We start from the raw sequence: 15,747 nt of genomic DNA, 5'->3' as shown, positions 1-15,747 counted from the left end.
TCCCGCGCACTCCCATTCGGTTCGTCTCATCGGCTGGCAGGCGAAGGCACGAACCTCGGGCAGGGCGCCGGTTCGACCGACACCCTGCAATGCAGCCATGAGGCGGACCAGCCGGAACTGAATACTCGGCGTCCCGGAATCGCGAATTCGGCCGCTGCCGCGAGGGCGCCGTCGACGCCGTACACGTTTCCCCCGGCACGCACTCTCCACCGCCCGGGACGTGATCCACTATGGCTCAGGGACGAGGATGCGATCAATGAGCGAGAACTGCCCGCCCGGCCCTGCCCGGCCCGTGACCAGGCCGATCGGGGCGCGTCGTTCAACTGCGCCGACGCGCCGGTTGAACACCGTGCGGAAGGACCGCCCGAACACGGTTGACAGGGCACGCGGAAAGGCACTCGACGACCCGGCGCCGGCCCCCGTCCGAGGCGTTCCGGACGACATTCCGCCAACACCCCGACCGGGGGCATGATATTTCGGTCTCGAATTCCGACGAACCTGTGAGGCATTCCCATGCACAATGCGCCGGCCGAATCGGCCCCGCCGATCGATCTGGTGGATCCCGGACTGTACTCACGCGGCGACCCCTTTGTGCAGTGGCGCTGGCTGCGGGCCAACGACCCGGTGTACTGGCACCCGGCCAAGGAGTTGCCCGGGTTCTGGGCGCTGACCCGCTACGAGGACGTGCGCACCGCCTACCGGGACGCGGAGACCTTCAGCTCGGCCCACGGCATCCTGCTCCGGCCCGCCGACCACGGCGCCGACCCGGGCGGCGGCCGCACCCTCGCCCTCACCGACGCCCCGCGCCACCGTCAGCTGCGCGGGCTGGTGGACGAGTGGTTCTCCGTGCGCTCGGTCCGCTCGATCGAGGCGGAGATGGCGGGCATCACCAAGGGGATCGTGGACGAGGCGCTGCGGCAGGGTGACTGCGACTTCGTGTCGGACGTCGCCGCGCGCGTCCCGCTCTACGTGATCTGCAAGATGATGGGGGTGCCGGAGTCCGACTGGGACCACCTCTACGACCTGACCAGCCGGGCCTTCGCCGCCGGCGACCCGCTCGACCGCCGGTTCGCCCACCTGGACATCCTCGGGTACTTCGAGACGCTCCAGGCGGAGAAGGCCAAGCGGCCGGGCGACGACCTGGTGAGCGTGCTGGCGACGGCCACCGTCGACGGCGAGCGGCTCGGCGCGGAGGACGTCATCCTGAACTGCGACAACCTGCTGGTCGGCGGCACCGAGAACACCCGGATATCGGCCGCCGGGGGCATGCTGGCCTTTCTCGAACGCCCCGACCAGTGGAAGCGGTTGGTCGACGACCGGGAGCTGCTGCCGTCCGCGGTGGAGGAGGTCCTGCGCTGGACCTCCACCGCCACCCACATCATGCGCACCGCCACCAGGGCCACCGAGATCCACGGCAAGAAGATCGAGGAGGGCGACCGGGTGGTCTTCTGGCTGCCGTCGGCCAACCGCGACGAGACGGTCTTCGACGACCCCGACACCTTCAGCGTCACCCGCAAGCCGAACCGGCACCTCGCCCTGGGCTTCGGCGAGCACTTCTGCCTCGGCAGCATGCTGGCGAAGGTCGAACTGCGCTTGCTCTACGGCGAGTTGCTCGACCGCAAGGTAAGGATCGAGCTGGCCGGCGAGCCCAAGCTGCTGGACTCGATCGTCGTCAACGGCCCGGAGCGCCTGCCGGTCCGGCTGACCACGGCCTGACCGCGCCCGCCGGTTGCCGGATGACGAAGGAGGGCCGCCGGTTCGCCCGGCGGCCCTCCTTCGTCATGTGGCGTCCACCGGCCTACCGGTCGGCGATCAGCGGGGCGAGCGCCTCCGCCAGCGGGCCGATGGCGGGGTGGTCCCAGAGCAGCGTGGGTTCCACCTCGATGCCGTAGTGGTCCTCGATGTCCGCACAGAGGCTGAACACGTAGACGGAGTCGAGGCCGTACTGGGACAGCGGTGCCTCGAAGTCGATGCTCTCCTCGGGAATGCGCACGCTGGCGGCCACGCAGCCGCGCAGCCACTGCCGGACGGCCTCGGTGTCGACGGCGTTCGCGTTGTCGATGGCGTCGGTCATGGAACCTCCCTGGGTCCTGGGTGTGTGAAGGGCGTCTTGGATGTGCGATGGGTTCACGCGCCGGTGGGGCGGCACGCGAGGTCGAACGTGAGGCCGGCGTCGTGGCGTCGGAGGAGTTCCGCGTACAGGCGCTCGGTGAGCTGCTCGGGCAGCGGGTCGTGGTGGCGCCCGTCGTGGACGCCCAGCCGGTGCAGTGCGGCGAGCACCCAGTCCGGCTCGGCACCCGGGGCCCGCCCGTCCCGCGGCCGCTCCCACCAGAGGCCGAGGCAGGCCGCCGCGGCCAGCGCGGAAGCCCAGCGGGTGGTCAGGTCGAAGGCCTCGGGCGGCGCCGCGGGGCCCAGCCGGCCAGGATCGAGCACGGCCGCGTCGGCGGCGAGCGCCCGCAGCAGAGCGGCGTGTTCGGCGGCCCGCGCGGCGATCGCCGGCTCCTCGCCGGTGCGCCGCTCGGCCCCGTCGAGCAGCGTCCGGGAGAGCGGGTCGCGGCCGCCCGCCGTGACGGCGAGCCCGCCGAAGTCCATCGGCGCCGATCGCTCTCCCGGTCGGAAGGTGGCGGCGGGCATCGCCGGCCCGTCCTCCTTGTTCCAGGTACGCCGCGCGGTCAGTGGCAGTTGGGGCAGCAGGGCGGACTGGCAGGAGACCCGGGAGGCGTGGCCGAACGCCGAAGGCAGCACGTCGCGCTGCAGCTTCTGGAACAGCGGCTGCTCCGCGTTGCGCAGGTAGAACTGCGAGCCGAGCAGGTCGCCGAGCCGCCGGACGGCCGACATCAGCAGGGTGGGCACCAGAAGCTTGACCGCCGAGGCGTAGACGGCGCACTGCGCGGGCGCGGTGTGGACCGCGCGAGCGGCGACGGTGACGAACGCGTCCGCCAGCAGCAGGTCGGCGAACGCCTCGGCGAGCACCGTCCGGGACAGGGCCAGGTCGGCGGCGGTGCCACCGTACAGCCGGCGGCCGAGCATCCCGCGCACGGCGGTGCGCAGCGCGGTGTCGAGCAGGCCCGCCGTCATGCCGGGCAGGGCGATCCGGGTGAGCTGGAAGGAACGCTGGGCGGTCTCCAGACCGTGGCCGGGGGTCCCGACCACGGCGTCGGCCGGGACGGGGCAGTCGGTGAACTCGATGCCGCCGAGCGGCACGCCGCGCATCCCGACGGTGCCGAAGCGGGGCAGGCGGGTGACCCCCTCGGGCGGCAGCCGGTCCGTCTCCACCAGGAGCTGCGAGTGGCTGCGGCTGCCGGCGGCCTCGCTGGTGCGGGCGAAGAGCACCACGGCGCCGGCCCGGGTGATGTTGGCCACCACCTCCTTGCGGCCGTTGAGGCGCAGCCGGCCGTCCGGTCCGGGCAGCGCGGAGACCTCGGCGCGGGCGAAGTCGTTGCCGTGGGCCAGCTCGTGGTAGCCGCAGGCCACCCGGTCGCCGGAGAGCAGCCGGTCGGCGAGCCGGGCCTGCTGCTCGGCGCTGCCCGCGGTCCAGACGTTGACGGCGGCCATGAAGGAACCGACCCCGTAGCCGAGGCCGAGGCAGGGGTCGCGCCGGTAGACGGCGCGCATGACGCCGATGAGCTCCTCGGGGCCGGTGAAGCGTCCGCCGAGGGCCTCGGGGACGAAGTGGGCGTTCAGCCCGAAGGCGTCGAGCAGGCCCTCGCCGGCCGTCAGCAGGGCGCCCCGGGCGTCGGCGGCGAGCACCGCGTCCCGGCCGACCGGGTTGGCGGGGTCCCCGGCGTCGCCGAACAGGGCCTCCAGCCGGTCGATCGGGTCGGTGGCCGCCGCGGGGGGCGTGCTCGCAGCGGAGTCGACGGGAGTCATCGGACCGGTTCCTCCACGGGGTGCGCGGGTGACGGGACGAGGGGCTCGTAGGCGTCCGCGGGCGCCCGGTGGCCGGGCACCAGGAGCTCCAGGCAGCGCTCCAGGGCCGCGGTCAGGGGCACCGCGCGCTCCGGGCCGCCGGCCGCGGCGAGCAGGTGGAGGACGGCGCCGCCGGCGAAGCAGAGCTCGAAGCGGCGGGCGACGGCGAAGGCCGCGGCGGGCGCGTTGCCGCCGCTGGGCGGCAGTTCCGCCATCGCGTCGGCGAGCGCCCGGGTCTGCGCGGCGAGCAGGGCGGCCAGTCGGGCGGCGCGCTCCGGCAGGGCGCCGGCGGCGGCCAGGTCGGCGACCCGCCCGGCGGCGTCCGGCACCGCCTGGACCACGCTGCAGCCGGTACGGCTCACCAGGCGCAGGGAGCGCGGGTCGAGGTCGGGCAGCGGGGCCTGCCCGGTGACGGCGGCGAGCCCGGCGGCATCGTGGCGGCCGGTGCCGATCAGCCGGGCCAGCAGCGGGAACTGGGAGATGAGCAGGGAGCGGTTGACCGCGGTGCTGCCGTCGAAGACGGCCACGATCCGGTGGTCGCGTTCCACCTTCTGGAAGGCTCCGTCGGCGTGGTGCTCCGTCAGGAATCCCCGCGCGCCCAGGAGTTCGGCGAGATCGTCGACGACCTGCTGGACGATCCAGGGCACTCCCGCCTTGACGGCGGCCGAGACCGTGCTCATCTCGCCGGTGAGCCCGTGGGCGCAACGCGCCGCCAGCAGGGTCGCGGCGTCGGCCAGGGCCAGGGCTGCGGCGGCCCGGCCGAGCGTGCGCCGGGCCAGCGGCAGGAGCAGCAGCCGGGTGCCGTAGAGCTCACGGCCGGCGGCGAACCCGGTGGCCAGGCGCAGCGCGTGTTCACCGGCGCCCAAGGACAGCGCGACGCACATGGTGCGGGTGAGCTGCAGGGCGTTGAGGACGATGCCCAGGCCGTCGCCGACGCCGCCGATCAGCGCTTCGGCCGGGACGGGCGCGTCAGTCAGCCGGATCCCGCTGATGTCCGCACCCCGGATGCCGTGGGTGGGTTCCTTGGGCAGCGGCTGCCAGGCGCCGTCCGGCAGGGTCGACTTATCGACCAGGAAGAGGCTGAACCCGCGCGGTCCGCCGTCCGGTCCGGTGCGCGCCAGGACGCAGACGAGCCGCCCGCGGGTGGCGTTGTTGATCGGCCACTTCTCGCCGGTGAGCCGCCACCCGCCGTCCGGGTCGGGGACGGCGGTCAGGCTGCCCGCCAGCAGGTCGCTGCCGATGCCGGGCTCGGTCAGGCCCCAGGCCGCCACCGCATGCTCGTCGAGCACCAGCTCGGCCAGCGCGCGCTGCTGTTCCTCGGTCCCGGCGACCCAGGTCGACACCGAGCCGAGGAAGGTCTTGCCGTGGGCGACCGCGGCGGTCAGGTCCCGGGCGGCCACCGTCCGGAGCGCGTCGACCAGTTCGGGCAGGCCGCCGGGAGCGCCGCCGAGCCGGGCGGGGACGTAGGCGCGGGGGAAGCCGACGGCGTCCAGCAGGGCGCACTCCAGGTCGGGGAAGGCCTCCGCGGCGTCCAGCTCCGCGGTGCGCCGCCCGCTGAACGGGCCGCCCGCCGCGGCCGCGGTGTCCATCGCCGCGGCCAGCGCGCCGGCCAGGCCGGCCGGCCACCGCGGCACCCGCGCGTTCACCCGGCCGCTCCCGGCAGGACCGCCCGCACGGCGGGGGCCAGGTCGGCGTGGATCGGGGTGAGGTCGCCGGACAGGAACAGGGAGCGCATCTCGCCGCGCTGCACCTTGCCGCTGGTGGTCTTGCGGACGGCGCCGGGGCGCAGCAGCACGACGCCCGCGGCGTGCACGCCGAACTCGCGGTGCACCGTGGCGCGCAGGGCGGCGGCGAGCTCGCGCAGCTGCTCCTCGGTGAACCGACCGCGGACCTCGTGCACCACCACGACCTCCTCCTGCGGCACCGGCACCGTGAAGGCGGTGCCGGCCAGGGTGGCCAGTTCCGGGTGCTGGAGCCGCAGCTCGTGCTCGATGTCGTGCGGGTAGAGGTTGCGGCCGTGCACGATGAGCAGGTCCTTGGTGCGGCCGGTGACGAAGATCTCGCCGTCGACGAGGGCGCCGAGGTCGCCGGTCCGCAGGTACGGCCCGTCGCCGTCGGCGGTGCGGGCGTGGAAGGCCTCCTCGGTCGCGTCCGGGCGGCCCCAGTAGCCCCTCGCCACGCTCGGGCCGCGCAGCCAGATCTCGCCGGTGGTGCCGTCGGGCAGCACGTTGCCGTTCTCGTCGACGATGCGCACGTCGAGGTCGGGCACGTCGCCGCAGCCGACCAGCTCGCGCACCGGGGCGCCCGGCTCGGGGTCCTGGACGAGGTGCTTCTCCAGCGCCTGCGCGTCGACGGCGCGGAAGACCGGCGGCCGGGTCGAGCGGGCGGAGATGAAGACGGTGGCCTCGGCCATCCCGTAGGAGGGGGCGAACTGCTCGGCCCGGAAGCCGGCCGGGGCGAAGCGCTCGGCGAAGTCCCGCAGGGTGCTGGCCTGGTTCGGCTCGGAGCCGTTGGCGGCGAACCGCCAGCGCGACAGGTCGAGTTCGGCGATCTGCTGGTCGGTGACCCGCCGGGTGCAGAGCTCGTAGGCGAAGTTCGGCGCGGCCGAGAGGCCGATGTCGTAGCGGTCGATCAGCCGCAGCCAGTGGTGCGGGCGCTTGAGGAAGGCCATCGGCGACATCAGCACGACCTGGCTGCCGAGGAAGAGACCGGGCAGGGTCTGCGCCATCAGACCCATGTCGTGGTAGAGCGGGATCCAGCCGCCGAAGTTGGTCCGCTCGGTGAAGCCGAGGGCCCGGCCGAAGCTGTCCGCGTTGTGCAGCAGGTTGGCGTGGTCCACCATGACGCCCTTGGGGTCGCCGGTCGAGCCGGAGGTGTACTGCAGCAGCGCCAGGTCCCCGGCCGCGGCGGCGTGGTCGCGCCAGGCCGCCGCGTCACCGAAGTCGGGGGCGTCGCTGGCGGCGACGGGCAGGCCGAGTCCGCCGGCGCCGGCCCACTGCTGCGCCTCGCCCAGCTGGCCGACGTCGGTCAGCGCCACGGCCAGGTCCGCGTCGCCGGCGATCCGGGCCACCCGGCGCTGCTGGTACTGGAACTGGCCCGGCATCGGCGAGGGCACCGCGACGACCCCGGCGTAGAGGCAGCCGAGGAAGGCGGTGACGAAGGGCAGTCCGGCCGGGTGCAGCAGCATCGCACGGTCGCCGGGCGCGCAGCGCTCCTGCAGCCAGGACGCCACCCGGCGGGCTTCGGCGTCCAGTTCGGCGTAGGTCAGGCTCCGCGCACCGTCGGGCGACTCGTGGTCGGCGACGTACGTGACGGCCGTCCGGTCGCCTCGCTCCGCCGCGTGGCGGCGCAGCAGGTGGACCACGCTGGCCTCGTGGGTCGGGTTCACTGGGCTCTCCTCTCCGCGCGGGCGTGCCGGGCGGCACGTGCCCGCGTAGCGGTCGTAGCGGCCCGGCCTGCGCAGCGGAGAACCGCGCCGGGCGAGCGGGGAAGGACTGTCCGGCGCGGACCGGCTTCGGTGGGACCCGTCCATCGGATCCCCTCCGGGCGCGGATCCTGGCACGCCCTAGGGCGTGAGGGGCTCGGCCATGGCGACGGCGATCCGGCGCGAGCCGGTGAACGGCTCCCGGCCGTGCGAGGTCAGCATGTTGTCGATGACCAGCACGTCGTGCTCGCGGTAGTCGAAGCGCGCGGTCTCGGCGCGGTAGCAGTCCCGGACGTGGGCGATGACGTCGTCGGGGATGCGCCCGCCGTCGCCGAAGTAGGTGTTCGTCGGCAGGTCGGGTTCGTCGAACAGCTCCAGCAGCCCCTCCCGGATCACCTCGTCCAGGGTCGTGACGTGGAAGAAGGCGGCGTGGTTGAACCAGACCTCCTCGCCGGTGACGGGGTGGCGGTGCACGGCCTTGCGGACCGCCGTGGTGCGCAGGCCGCCGTCCGGCAGCCATGCCGACTCGATGCCGTTCGCCGCGCAGTACGCCTCCACGGCGGCGCGGTCCTCGGTGTTGAAGACGTGCTGCCAGGGCAGCCCGATCCCGGGGTGGAAGTTCCGCACCACCTGCCAGCCCCGGCGGGTGAACTCCTCGCGCACCGAGTCGTCGAGCCTGGCCAGCACCCCTCGGGTGCCGGCCAGGGAGGTCGCCCCCAACGTCGCCGGCGGCTGCACGCAGTAGAAGTACAGCGCCATGGGCCAGGACTGCTGGTAGGAGTTCTCGTTGTGCAGGAAGATCTCCTCGTTCGGCGGGTAGTCCGTCGAGGTGTACACCTGCCCCTGGATCGCGCTGCGCGGCGAGGAGCGCTCGGTGTAGGTGAGCGGGTCCCCTGACAGCCCGCGGACGACGGAGTCGAAGGCGGTCACGTCCGGCACCGAGAATCCGCGGAAGAGCAGGGCTCCGTGCTCGAGCAGGGAGGCGCGCAGCGTGCTCCGCTGGTCCTCGACCCGCTCGACGAGGCGCTCGCCCCCGTGGGACTCGATCACGAGGGGGAATGCTGTGCTCTGGCTCATGCGTCGGGTGTTCCCTTCCGAAGCGGCGCGCGACTCGCCGGTGCGGCCCGTGCGGATACCGGGCGGTGCCGTGACGTGGTCCGCCGGCTGTGACGTCGTCCGCCGGCCCGGTCGCCCGGGCCGGACCTCTCCGCCCACCGGCCCCCGCCGGGCGGGACGACCGTGAGCGGCGGGTCCGGGCTGGGCCGACGTGATCGGGGCGGCCGGGACCCGGTCCCTCCGGAGTGTGCCGCAGCGGCTGACGGGCCGCCAACCTCCCGTGTTCAAGTGCGGCGGCGTCCCGGTTGAACGAACCGGAAATACCCGACGAAGTGAATCCGCGCGCAGGTTCCCGCCGTTGTGCACACCGGACCCTGTCCGTAGCATCGGCTTTTCCTTCGCCTGTTCCGCCGGAATGGAGAGCCGTCATGCTGGGAGCCCGGTCGCTGGGGCACGTGGAAGTCGTCGCCTCATTCCCCGAGGAGCCCATTCTCCGCGCTCCGGTTCTCAGCACGACGCCGTTGATAATCCGCGGCGCCCCGGCTCTCGGCCCGATGCACCGGTGGACTCCCGAATACCTCTCGGAACGACTGGGCGACCGTGAGGTGCCCGTCAGCATCGCGGACGCGGACGGCGGGTTCCGCTACAAGCCGGAGGCACGGGGTCTGCACTTCGAGCCGATGCGCGGATCACGACTCGCCACCGAGTTCCGGGACACGGCGAGCGGCCGCCGGCTCAGCATGCAGCAGATGTCGATCCCCGGCTCCCTCCCGGAACTCCGGGACGATCTGGTGATCCCCCCCTACATCCCGGCCGAGGTCATCAGCGACATCAATCTCTGGATGGCGTCGGAATCCTCGAACACCCCGCTCCACTACGACAACATGAACAACCTGTTCGCGCAGCTCGACGGGAAGAAGAGGTTCATGCTCTTCAACCCCTCCCAGAGCGAACTGCTCTATCCCGGAGCGCTCGACATCCGCACCCGGCACCTGAGCAGCGTCGACGTGAACGCCCCCGACCTGGAGAAGTACCCGCGCTTCGCGCAGGCCGAGTACTGGGAGGCCGTCGTCGAGCCGGGCGACCTGCTCTTCATCCCGGCCTTCTGGTGGCACCAGGTCTCCGCACCGGACATCTCCGTCTCCGTCAACTACTGGTGGCGGGCGGACGTCCGGGACTGTGCCTGCCCCTCGTTCTTCCGGCAGCTCCACATGGACGTCGTCATCGAGGACGTCCGCGGCCTGTTCCCCATCCACGACCTCCGCGCCCTCGGCAACGGCTCCGACGCCGTCCTGGCGCTCGCCGAGCGGGTGGCCGAGCAGGGTGAGGCCGGTGTCGCGGCGCGACTCTGCGGCGGGCTCGTCGTCGCCGCCGCCAAGGAGGCCTGCGCCGGGCTGGGCGTCTCGCCCGGCGGAGGCTTCGACGCCGCACTCACCGAACTCGAGCGGTGCGGCGCCTGGTCCCCCGAGGAAGCCGACCTGGCCCGCCGCGGCCTGGCCCTCGCCGCGACCGCCCAGCCGGGCCGTCCCGCCCCGGCCCCGGAGGTGCGACACCTGATCGAGCGACTCCGCCGCTCCCGCCTCAGGTGGGACCAGCCCGCTTCCTGACCACCGCCGCCGTGGCGCGCAGCCTCGTCCTGCGCGCCAACCCGGCCCCACCGGATCCCCGCCCCGGCGCAGCACCACGCAGCGGGACACCGGGAGGCCGGCCCACGAGCCGCCCCGTGGCGGGATCACCCGACGGTGATCCCGCCACCGCCCCCTACGCCGAGGCGTGCGGTCCGGCAGAAGCGGCTCGATCGGGGCAACACCGGGCGTCGGTCAACGAGTCACGTCAACCGACGATCCGGTGACCCGGGAGAAACGCCCCGGCTCCTCAGTGGTTGTCGTACGGGGAGACGATGATCTCGGAGTTGACCGACAGCAGCGTCTTCCCCGCACCGTCGAAGGCGACCAGGCGGGCGTACCCCCTGCCGTTCACGTGCAACTCGGCGAGATACCGAGCGGTGCCGACGTGCCCGGTGGTGCAGGGAATGTCGTTCACGGAATGCACCGCCGTGCCATCGGGGTCAGCGACATCGACCCGGAATTTTGCGCAGTTGGCGGGGAATGACTCGATCTGGCCGAAGCCGATGAATTCCTGCGGGCCCCAGCCGACCCGGTCCACACAGACGTCGCCCTTGAACCCGTTCTGATCGAATGACGTGCACTTCTGGAACGGCGGCACCCAGGCGGTCTGGGCCTGGGCCGCACCACCGGTTGCGGTGACGATGCCAACGGCAGCGGTCGCTGCGACGACCGTCGCGGAAATGGCCTTGCGAATCCTCATCGGTGTCCTCTCGTACGACAGGTGAACATTCGAAGTGCCGTCCGCCAGTGGAGAGCCGGCCTTTCCCGACGGATCGGCGATTCGCCACGCTAGCCGACCGGTTCCGGGGCGTCGACGGCCGCAGTTGAACAGCTTCTGCGGCGGAACAACGGAAATTCGACCCGGCGCTCCGCGCGCCCCGACCCGCCCACGATCTCGATGCTGTCGCGCCCGTACGGGGTGGATTCCTGTTCGCATGGCTCTGAGCCCCCGTCCACGGTGACCGGCGCCGACCGGATCGTGGTGATGGGCGGGGGCGCGCTCCAGCTGGAGCCGCGAGAGCCGTCCGGACGGTCCCCGGGGGTGGCACGGGCGGACACTTGCATTACCTGTTCACCGGCGTCTACGCCGACGGCCTCGACGCCCTCGACGAGACCCTCGTCGGCTGAACCCCGCCGGCTGGACTCCGCCGCCACCCCGGCAGCAGGCCCCGCGGCCCGGACGCGCACCCCCGCGTCCGGGCCGCGGGCGTCTCCGCAACGAACCCGCCGCCCGGCACCCGGACCCAGTGCCCGCGCTCCGTGCGGGCGCGCGGGCCATCGAGAGCAACGTCCGCCGCACCGGCGCCACGTCCCTCATCAGTGCCCCCGACCCCCACCGGCTCCTCGGCACCGAGCACCGGATCCACCGGGTGCTCGCCCCGCCCCGCCCGACCTGACCCGCTGTTGACCGTCCGCGCCCACCTCTGCACCCACCCTGCACGCTTGCGGGAGCGACGCACCGCCACCCCGCCCGCCACCGCCGTCGACGGGCGGGTGCGGCCCCGGTCGAACGCCGCGTGGAGCATCCCCTCCATCAGTTCATGATGTTCCATCAATTTGCCTGTCATGCAATGCTGTTGATCACGACTCAGTCGTCAACGAGGAGCGCGCGGCTCCGCCGCCGACCGCCTCCACGGCCGTCCGGCCACCCCTCCCGCAGGGCTCGCGGCGTCCCGTTCCCGGCATGCACCGGCCATCCGCCGCCATGCCACGATGCTGCCCGGAAGAACCCCGCGGCGCCCCTGTCGGCGCCTCCGCGAACCGGATCGGCCGTCAGGACCCGGCTCCGGCAGTACACGAGAGAAGAAGATGAAGAAGCGCACCACCGTCCGTGCACGGCTCCGTGCCGTCCTCCTCGCCGGCGTGGGTCTGAGCATGACCCTCACGGGCGTGCTCGGCGCAGCCGGGACCGCCCAGGCCCGCACCGAGTGGCGACAGATGTCCCACGTGTGGTTCGACCTGTCGGAGAACGGCCCGAGCGGGGACGAGCGGATCCGGTACTCCGCCTTCCTGGCCAGCCTGCGGGCGGCGGTGGCGGGCTACAACAGCCAGGAGACGCAGTTGGAGGACGTCGGCCTCGTCCAGGTCTCGCTGACCGCGCCCGACGACCGGGGCCAGCGCCGCCACACCGACATCTGGATCAACCCCTCCAACCTGTACATCTGGGGCTTCTCCAACGAGCAGGGCATCACCTACCAGTTCAGCGACATCGACAACGCCCTCCAGTCGCGGATCACGGAGACCACCGCTCCCGCGCCGCCGGTCAACCACAACGTCCAGACCCTGAACATCGGCTCGAACTACAACTCGCTCAGCACCGCCGCCGGCCGGGGCCGGGAGGCCATGCCGATCAGCTGGATCGACATGCGGTACTCCATCGTCCAGCTCGCGGGCGAGAGCAACCCGTGGGGCAACCGCCAGGCCACCGCCCGGTCGCTGAGCCTGATGATCCAGGCACTCTCCGAGGCCGCCCGCTTCAACGACGTCGAGGGCACCTTCCGTGCGGCGATGAACAACTGGGAGGTCCGCGACCTGCCGATCCAGCAGCAGTACCTGGAGAACTCCTGGGACGCCCTGTCCCGGTACTACTCCCGCGTCTCCTCGGGCCAGAACTCCACCCCGGTCGACATCCCGACCGTCGGGCAGGTCGGCAACCTCGACCAGGTCCGCCGGTACGTGCGGATGACCATGGGCCACCCCCACACGGACAACGGGGACTGGAACACTGACCAGCTCTGACCGGTCCCCGGCCCGGCGCCCCTTCCGGCGCCGGCGCCGGGCCGCGCCGACTTCAGCAGGTGGATGAAGTCGCGGGTGGGAAACACGACCGCAGCACCTCGGCCAGGCGTGGCGGGATCGGCAGCGCCCGGGCGTCAACGACCCATGGAGGGCAGACTCCAGCACCTGCGGCGCGGCGATCGCGCCGGAGGCCCAGGCGCACTCACCGAGCAGCATCTCGACGATGGTGACCGCCCAACTCCCGAGCAGGCCAGGCAACTTCCTCGTCGGCAACATCGCCGCCCGCCCCAGGACTTCCATGCACCTCGGCGTGTTCAACCCGACCCGCGCCACCCTCACCGCCCCGAGACAGGACGCGCTGTTCTGACCCTGCCGGGACCGCGCGCAGACGCGTCAGGCCGACCATCAAGCGCCGGCGCCCAGGCGTGCTCCCAGGCCTCGCACACACAGCAGCGCACCCATCACGTTGATCGCGGCATCCGACCACGCGGGAGGCGAAGTAGGGCGGCGGGGAAGTCGGGTGGCGAACGGCCGGAGCGCGTCCACATCAGGCAGTGAACCTAGACAGCATGTATCTGCGGGATTACAGTCGGTCGGGCCTGAGGGGGCAGGAAAGGCAAGAGGGGCGGCGAGCGCGAGCGGCGGGATCAATGCCGCTTCCTTGCCATTTTCGGAATTTGCGCGAAGAGTGACTCGTGGAGTTCGCCGGGCGCCTGGTCCGCTCAAAGAGTTCCGCTGTGATATTGCGCCGCAATTTTCGGTTCGACATGCGCCACAGGCTCAGGAATTCCGCGCCGCAACAAGCCGCCGCCGGCGGCGCCGGGATCGACTCGTCCGCGATGCACCCGATCCGAAGAAGAGAGGCCACCATGCCCCTGTCAGCAGCCGACCTCGAAAAGCTCGGAGACACCCCCGTCACGATCCACTCGACGCACTACCCGAACGTGCACCTCCGCATGGACGGGACCGGCGTGACTGCCTTCGCCGGCAGTGGCGCGGGGAAGGTCAACTGTCAGTACGGGCCCGGCCAGTGGACGTCGTTCAGGGTGCGTCCGCAGGGTGACGGCTCGTACGCCTTCGAATCGCTGGCCTTCCCGAACGTGTTCCTGCGGATGGACGGCGCCGGCGTCCCCAACACCATGGCGGGTGGTGGAGCGGTCAACTGCCAGTTCGGCGCGCACCCCTACGAGATGTTCCGGCTGCGTCCGCAGCCGGACGGCTCGTTCTCCTTCGAGTCCGCGACGGCATTCCCGAACATCTATCTGCGCATGGTCACCGGCAGCGGCGTGACCGCTGCCACTGGTCCCGGTGGAACGGTGAACTGCCAGATCAACGCCAACGGCGGGGACGACGAGAAGTTCTTCATCGACCTGGCCTAGCGGCCCGGGCGCCGGATGAGCACCATGCCGGGATTGCCGCGGAATCATCGCGGGAGGAGCCGCTGACGATGTGCCCGTGGCAGGGCCCACGTTGGTGATCTACCGATTCCCCTGCGGCCATTCCTTGACCCGGTTTGGACAGGAATCCACAGGCGCCCTCCAGGGCCAGGCCGGCGAGGTACCCGCCGGCCTGGCCGGAAGGCCTTTGCACCGGGTGAGCAGGATGCAGGCTCCTGAGGCCTGTCTGACAATTGGCCTTGTGGCAGGTCGAGGTGAGCGACGGCCGCAACCCCAAGGCCCTGCTCGCCGAGCACCTGAACATCGACGCCCTGATCGGACTGCCGAAGGTCCCCCGGGTTGGCAGGCCGGCGACCTGGTGTAAACGCGAATGCGCGGCCGCCGCAACTTGCTGCGGCGGCCCGTCGGCCAACGGCTGCGGTCCCTGACTGATCCCAGCGAGATCGCAAAACGGCGGCGCCACAGTCGCCCACTACCTGCCGGGCCATCAACAAAAAGGCCGCTGATCTGGGATTTCTCCCGATCAACGGCCTTCCGACATCACTGTCGGGACGACAGGATTTGAACCTGCGACCCCTTGACCCCCAGCGGTCGAAAGGGCGTCCGTCTAGTGTTCATCAGTCCGAATCCCGCAGGTCAGGGCCCACCTTGTCCACCACGCATGACGCCTGATGGCACCTCATGGCACCCAATCCGTGAGAACCTCGTGAGAGGCAGCACGCGAGCAGGAGTTCGCAAGTGACCTGCCTCACACTCTGACCCGTAAGGATGCTCCCCCTCCTCCGGAGTCCCGATGCCGTCCCCACCTATGCCTCGGCGCCCCGTACGAGATACCAGTGTTCCGTGACCAGCCTGGACGCGGTTCTCGGCACCTACAGAGCTAAAGACGATATCGTCGACCGCCAGGGCAGGCAGGAGTCGCGGTCAACCGCGATGCAGGCGGCAGCGACAGGATGAGAAGGGACGGGCGCGATGCGCGCACCAAAGAGCGTGGACGTCAAGCTAAACCTGCACGTGCTCGAGATCAGTGGCACCTGGGAACCGAACGACGCTGAGCGACGGGCCGCCTGGGAGTTGTACATCGAATTGGTAACTCGGGTGGCCGTCGTGCCTCTACGTGAGGACGAAGGACTCCTACGTGAAGCGTTGAACAGCTTGTACTCGGTATTTGGTACAACCCGAGAGGTGCTACGTCGACACGGTCCCGACGTGGCGCAGCCCAAGCGAGACGGGCAGTACAACTTCGGCTACCTCGCTGTTGCCATGCTCAACTACGGTCTGCGCCCACTGCTGGCACACTGGCACCCTCTGTTGCAGGATTGGGAGAATCGCCGGCCAACCGGGCAGTCTCCCCGCGAGCACGAGCAGGCCTGGCCACAGGCTGACGAGCTCCGGGCAGCGCTGCGCGATACCCGTCAGATCCTCACCGCGTACGCCCACCTTCTCGCCACCGCCTGTGGAGTTCCCAACCTCCTCGAGGGAGTACCAACCGAGAACTGACGAGGTGTTCGCGGGCTCTGGTCCGGCAATCTATGTCAGGAGCGATGTGCGCGTCCTGGCGTGAAGTGGCCCAAAGAAAAACCGCACATGGACC

14 protein-coding genes are annotated in these 15,747 nt (G+C 71.5%); 8 read left to right on the top strand and 6 right to left on the bottom strand.

Features of this window, described 5'->3' with window-relative positions; translation table 11 throughout:
- Nucleotides 1-555: 555 nt before the first annotated feature.
- Complete coding sequence (locus tag ACZ5GH_RS27385; protein ID WP_464335536.1) at nt 556-1,716, top strand: cytochrome P450; 1,161 nt, start codon at nt 556-558, stop codon at nt 1,714-1,716.
- A gap of 82 nt (nt 1,717-1,798) precedes the next feature.
- On the opposite strand, the gene ACZ5GH_RS27380 is transcribed toward ACZ5GH_RS27385, so the two are convergent.
- The 5 genes from ACZ5GH_RS27380 to ACZ5GH_RS27360 form a co-directional block, all read right to left on the bottom strand.
- The gene (locus ACZ5GH_RS27380; RefSeq protein ID WP_387758942.1) at nt 1,799-2,074 is read right to left on the bottom strand and encodes an acyl carrier protein; all 276 of its coding nucleotides are present in this window, start codon (nt 2,072-2,074) and stop codon (nt 1,799-1,801) included.
- 53 nt (nt 2,075-2,127) lie between these two features.
- Nucleotides 2,128-3,870, bottom strand: coding sequence for an acyl-CoA dehydrogenase family protein (locus ACZ5GH_RS27375; RefSeq protein ID WP_387758940.1), 1,743 nt, complete (start codon nt 3,868-3,870; stop codon nt 2,128-2,130).
- A complete protein-coding gene (locus ACZ5GH_RS27370) occupies nt 3,867-5,555 on the bottom strand; it encodes an acyl-CoA dehydrogenase family protein (RefSeq protein WP_387758938.1) in 1,689 nt (562 codons plus the stop codon). The genes ACZ5GH_RS27375 and ACZ5GH_RS27370 overlap by 4 nt, the downstream gene beginning before the upstream one ends.
- Nucleotides 5,552-7,297, bottom strand: coding sequence for a fatty acyl-AMP ligase (locus ACZ5GH_RS27365; protein WP_387758936.1), 1,746 nt, complete (start codon nt 7,295-7,297; stop codon nt 5,552-5,554). The genes ACZ5GH_RS27370 and ACZ5GH_RS27365 overlap by 4 nt, the downstream gene beginning before the upstream one ends.
- 177 nt (nt 7,298-7,474) lie before the next feature.
- Nucleotides 7,475-8,410 carry a TauD/TfdA family dioxygenase gene (locus ACZ5GH_RS27360; RefSeq protein WP_464335535.1) on the bottom strand — a complete coding sequence of 312 codons (936 nt, stop codon included), beginning with the start codon at nt 8,408-8,410 and terminating at the stop codon, nt 7,475-7,477.
- A 407-nt stretch (nt 8,411-8,817) separates the two neighbouring features.
- Here ACZ5GH_RS27360 and ACZ5GH_RS27355 point away from each other — a divergent pair, with 407 nt between their 5' ends.
- A complete protein-coding gene (locus tag ACZ5GH_RS27355) occupies nt 8,818-9,996 on the top strand; it encodes a cupin-like domain-containing protein (protein WP_464335534.1) in 1,179 nt (392 codons plus the stop codon).
- Nucleotides 9,997-10,264: 268 nt separating this feature from the next.
- Here the strand turns inward: ACZ5GH_RS27355 and ACZ5GH_RS27350 are convergent, their stop codons facing one another.
- A complete protein-coding gene (locus ACZ5GH_RS27350; RefSeq protein ID WP_387758932.1) occupies nt 10,265-10,717 on the bottom strand; it encodes a hypothetical protein in 453 nt (150 codons plus the stop codon).
- A gap of 547 nt (nt 10,718-11,264) precedes the next feature.
- Here ACZ5GH_RS27350 and ACZ5GH_RS27345 point away from each other — a divergent pair.
- The 6 genes from ACZ5GH_RS27345 (at nt 11,265) to ACZ5GH_RS27320 (ending at nt 15,653) form a co-directional block, all read left to right on the top strand.
- Nucleotides 11,265-11,414 (top strand): hypothetical protein, encoded by a 150-nt coding sequence (locus tag ACZ5GH_RS27345; protein ID WP_464335533.1) that lies wholly within the window; start codon nt 11,265-11,267, stop codon nt 11,412-11,414.
- 412 nt (nt 11,415-11,826) lie between these two features.
- Nucleotides 11,827-12,756: a ribosome-inactivating family protein gene (locus ACZ5GH_RS27340; protein WP_464335532.1), complete on the top strand. Its 930-nt coding sequence runs from the start codon at nt 11,827-11,829 to the stop codon at nt 12,754-12,756.
- Nucleotides 12,757-12,979: 223 nt separating this feature from the next.
- Nucleotides 12,980-13,123 (top strand): hypothetical protein, encoded by a 144-nt coding sequence (locus ACZ5GH_RS27335; RefSeq protein WP_464335531.1) that lies wholly within the window; start codon nt 12,980-12,982, stop codon nt 13,121-13,123.
- A 328-nt stretch (nt 13,124-13,451) separates the two neighbouring features.
- Nucleotides 13,452-14,135 carry a fascin domain-containing protein gene (locus tag ACZ5GH_RS27330; RefSeq protein WP_464335530.1) on the top strand — a complete coding sequence of 228 codons (684 nt, stop codon included), beginning with the start codon at nt 13,452-13,454 and terminating at the stop codon, nt 14,133-14,135.
- Between the two features lie 257 nt (nt 14,136-14,392).
- The gene (locus ACZ5GH_RS27325) at nt 14,393-14,581 is read left to right on the top strand and encodes a hypothetical protein (protein ID WP_464335529.1); all 189 of its coding nucleotides are present in this window, start codon (nt 14,393-14,395) and stop codon (nt 14,579-14,581) included.
- 544 nt (nt 14,582-15,125) lie between these two features.
- A complete protein-coding gene (locus ACZ5GH_RS27320; RefSeq protein ID WP_464335528.1) occupies nt 15,126-15,653 on the top strand; it encodes a hypothetical protein in 528 nt (175 codons plus the stop codon).
- Nucleotides 15,654-15,747 lie beyond the last annotated feature (94 nt).

The organism is Kitasatospora sp. Xyl93 (assembly GCF_055383135.1).
This window is presented reverse-complemented; position numbering and strand designations above follow the sequence as displayed.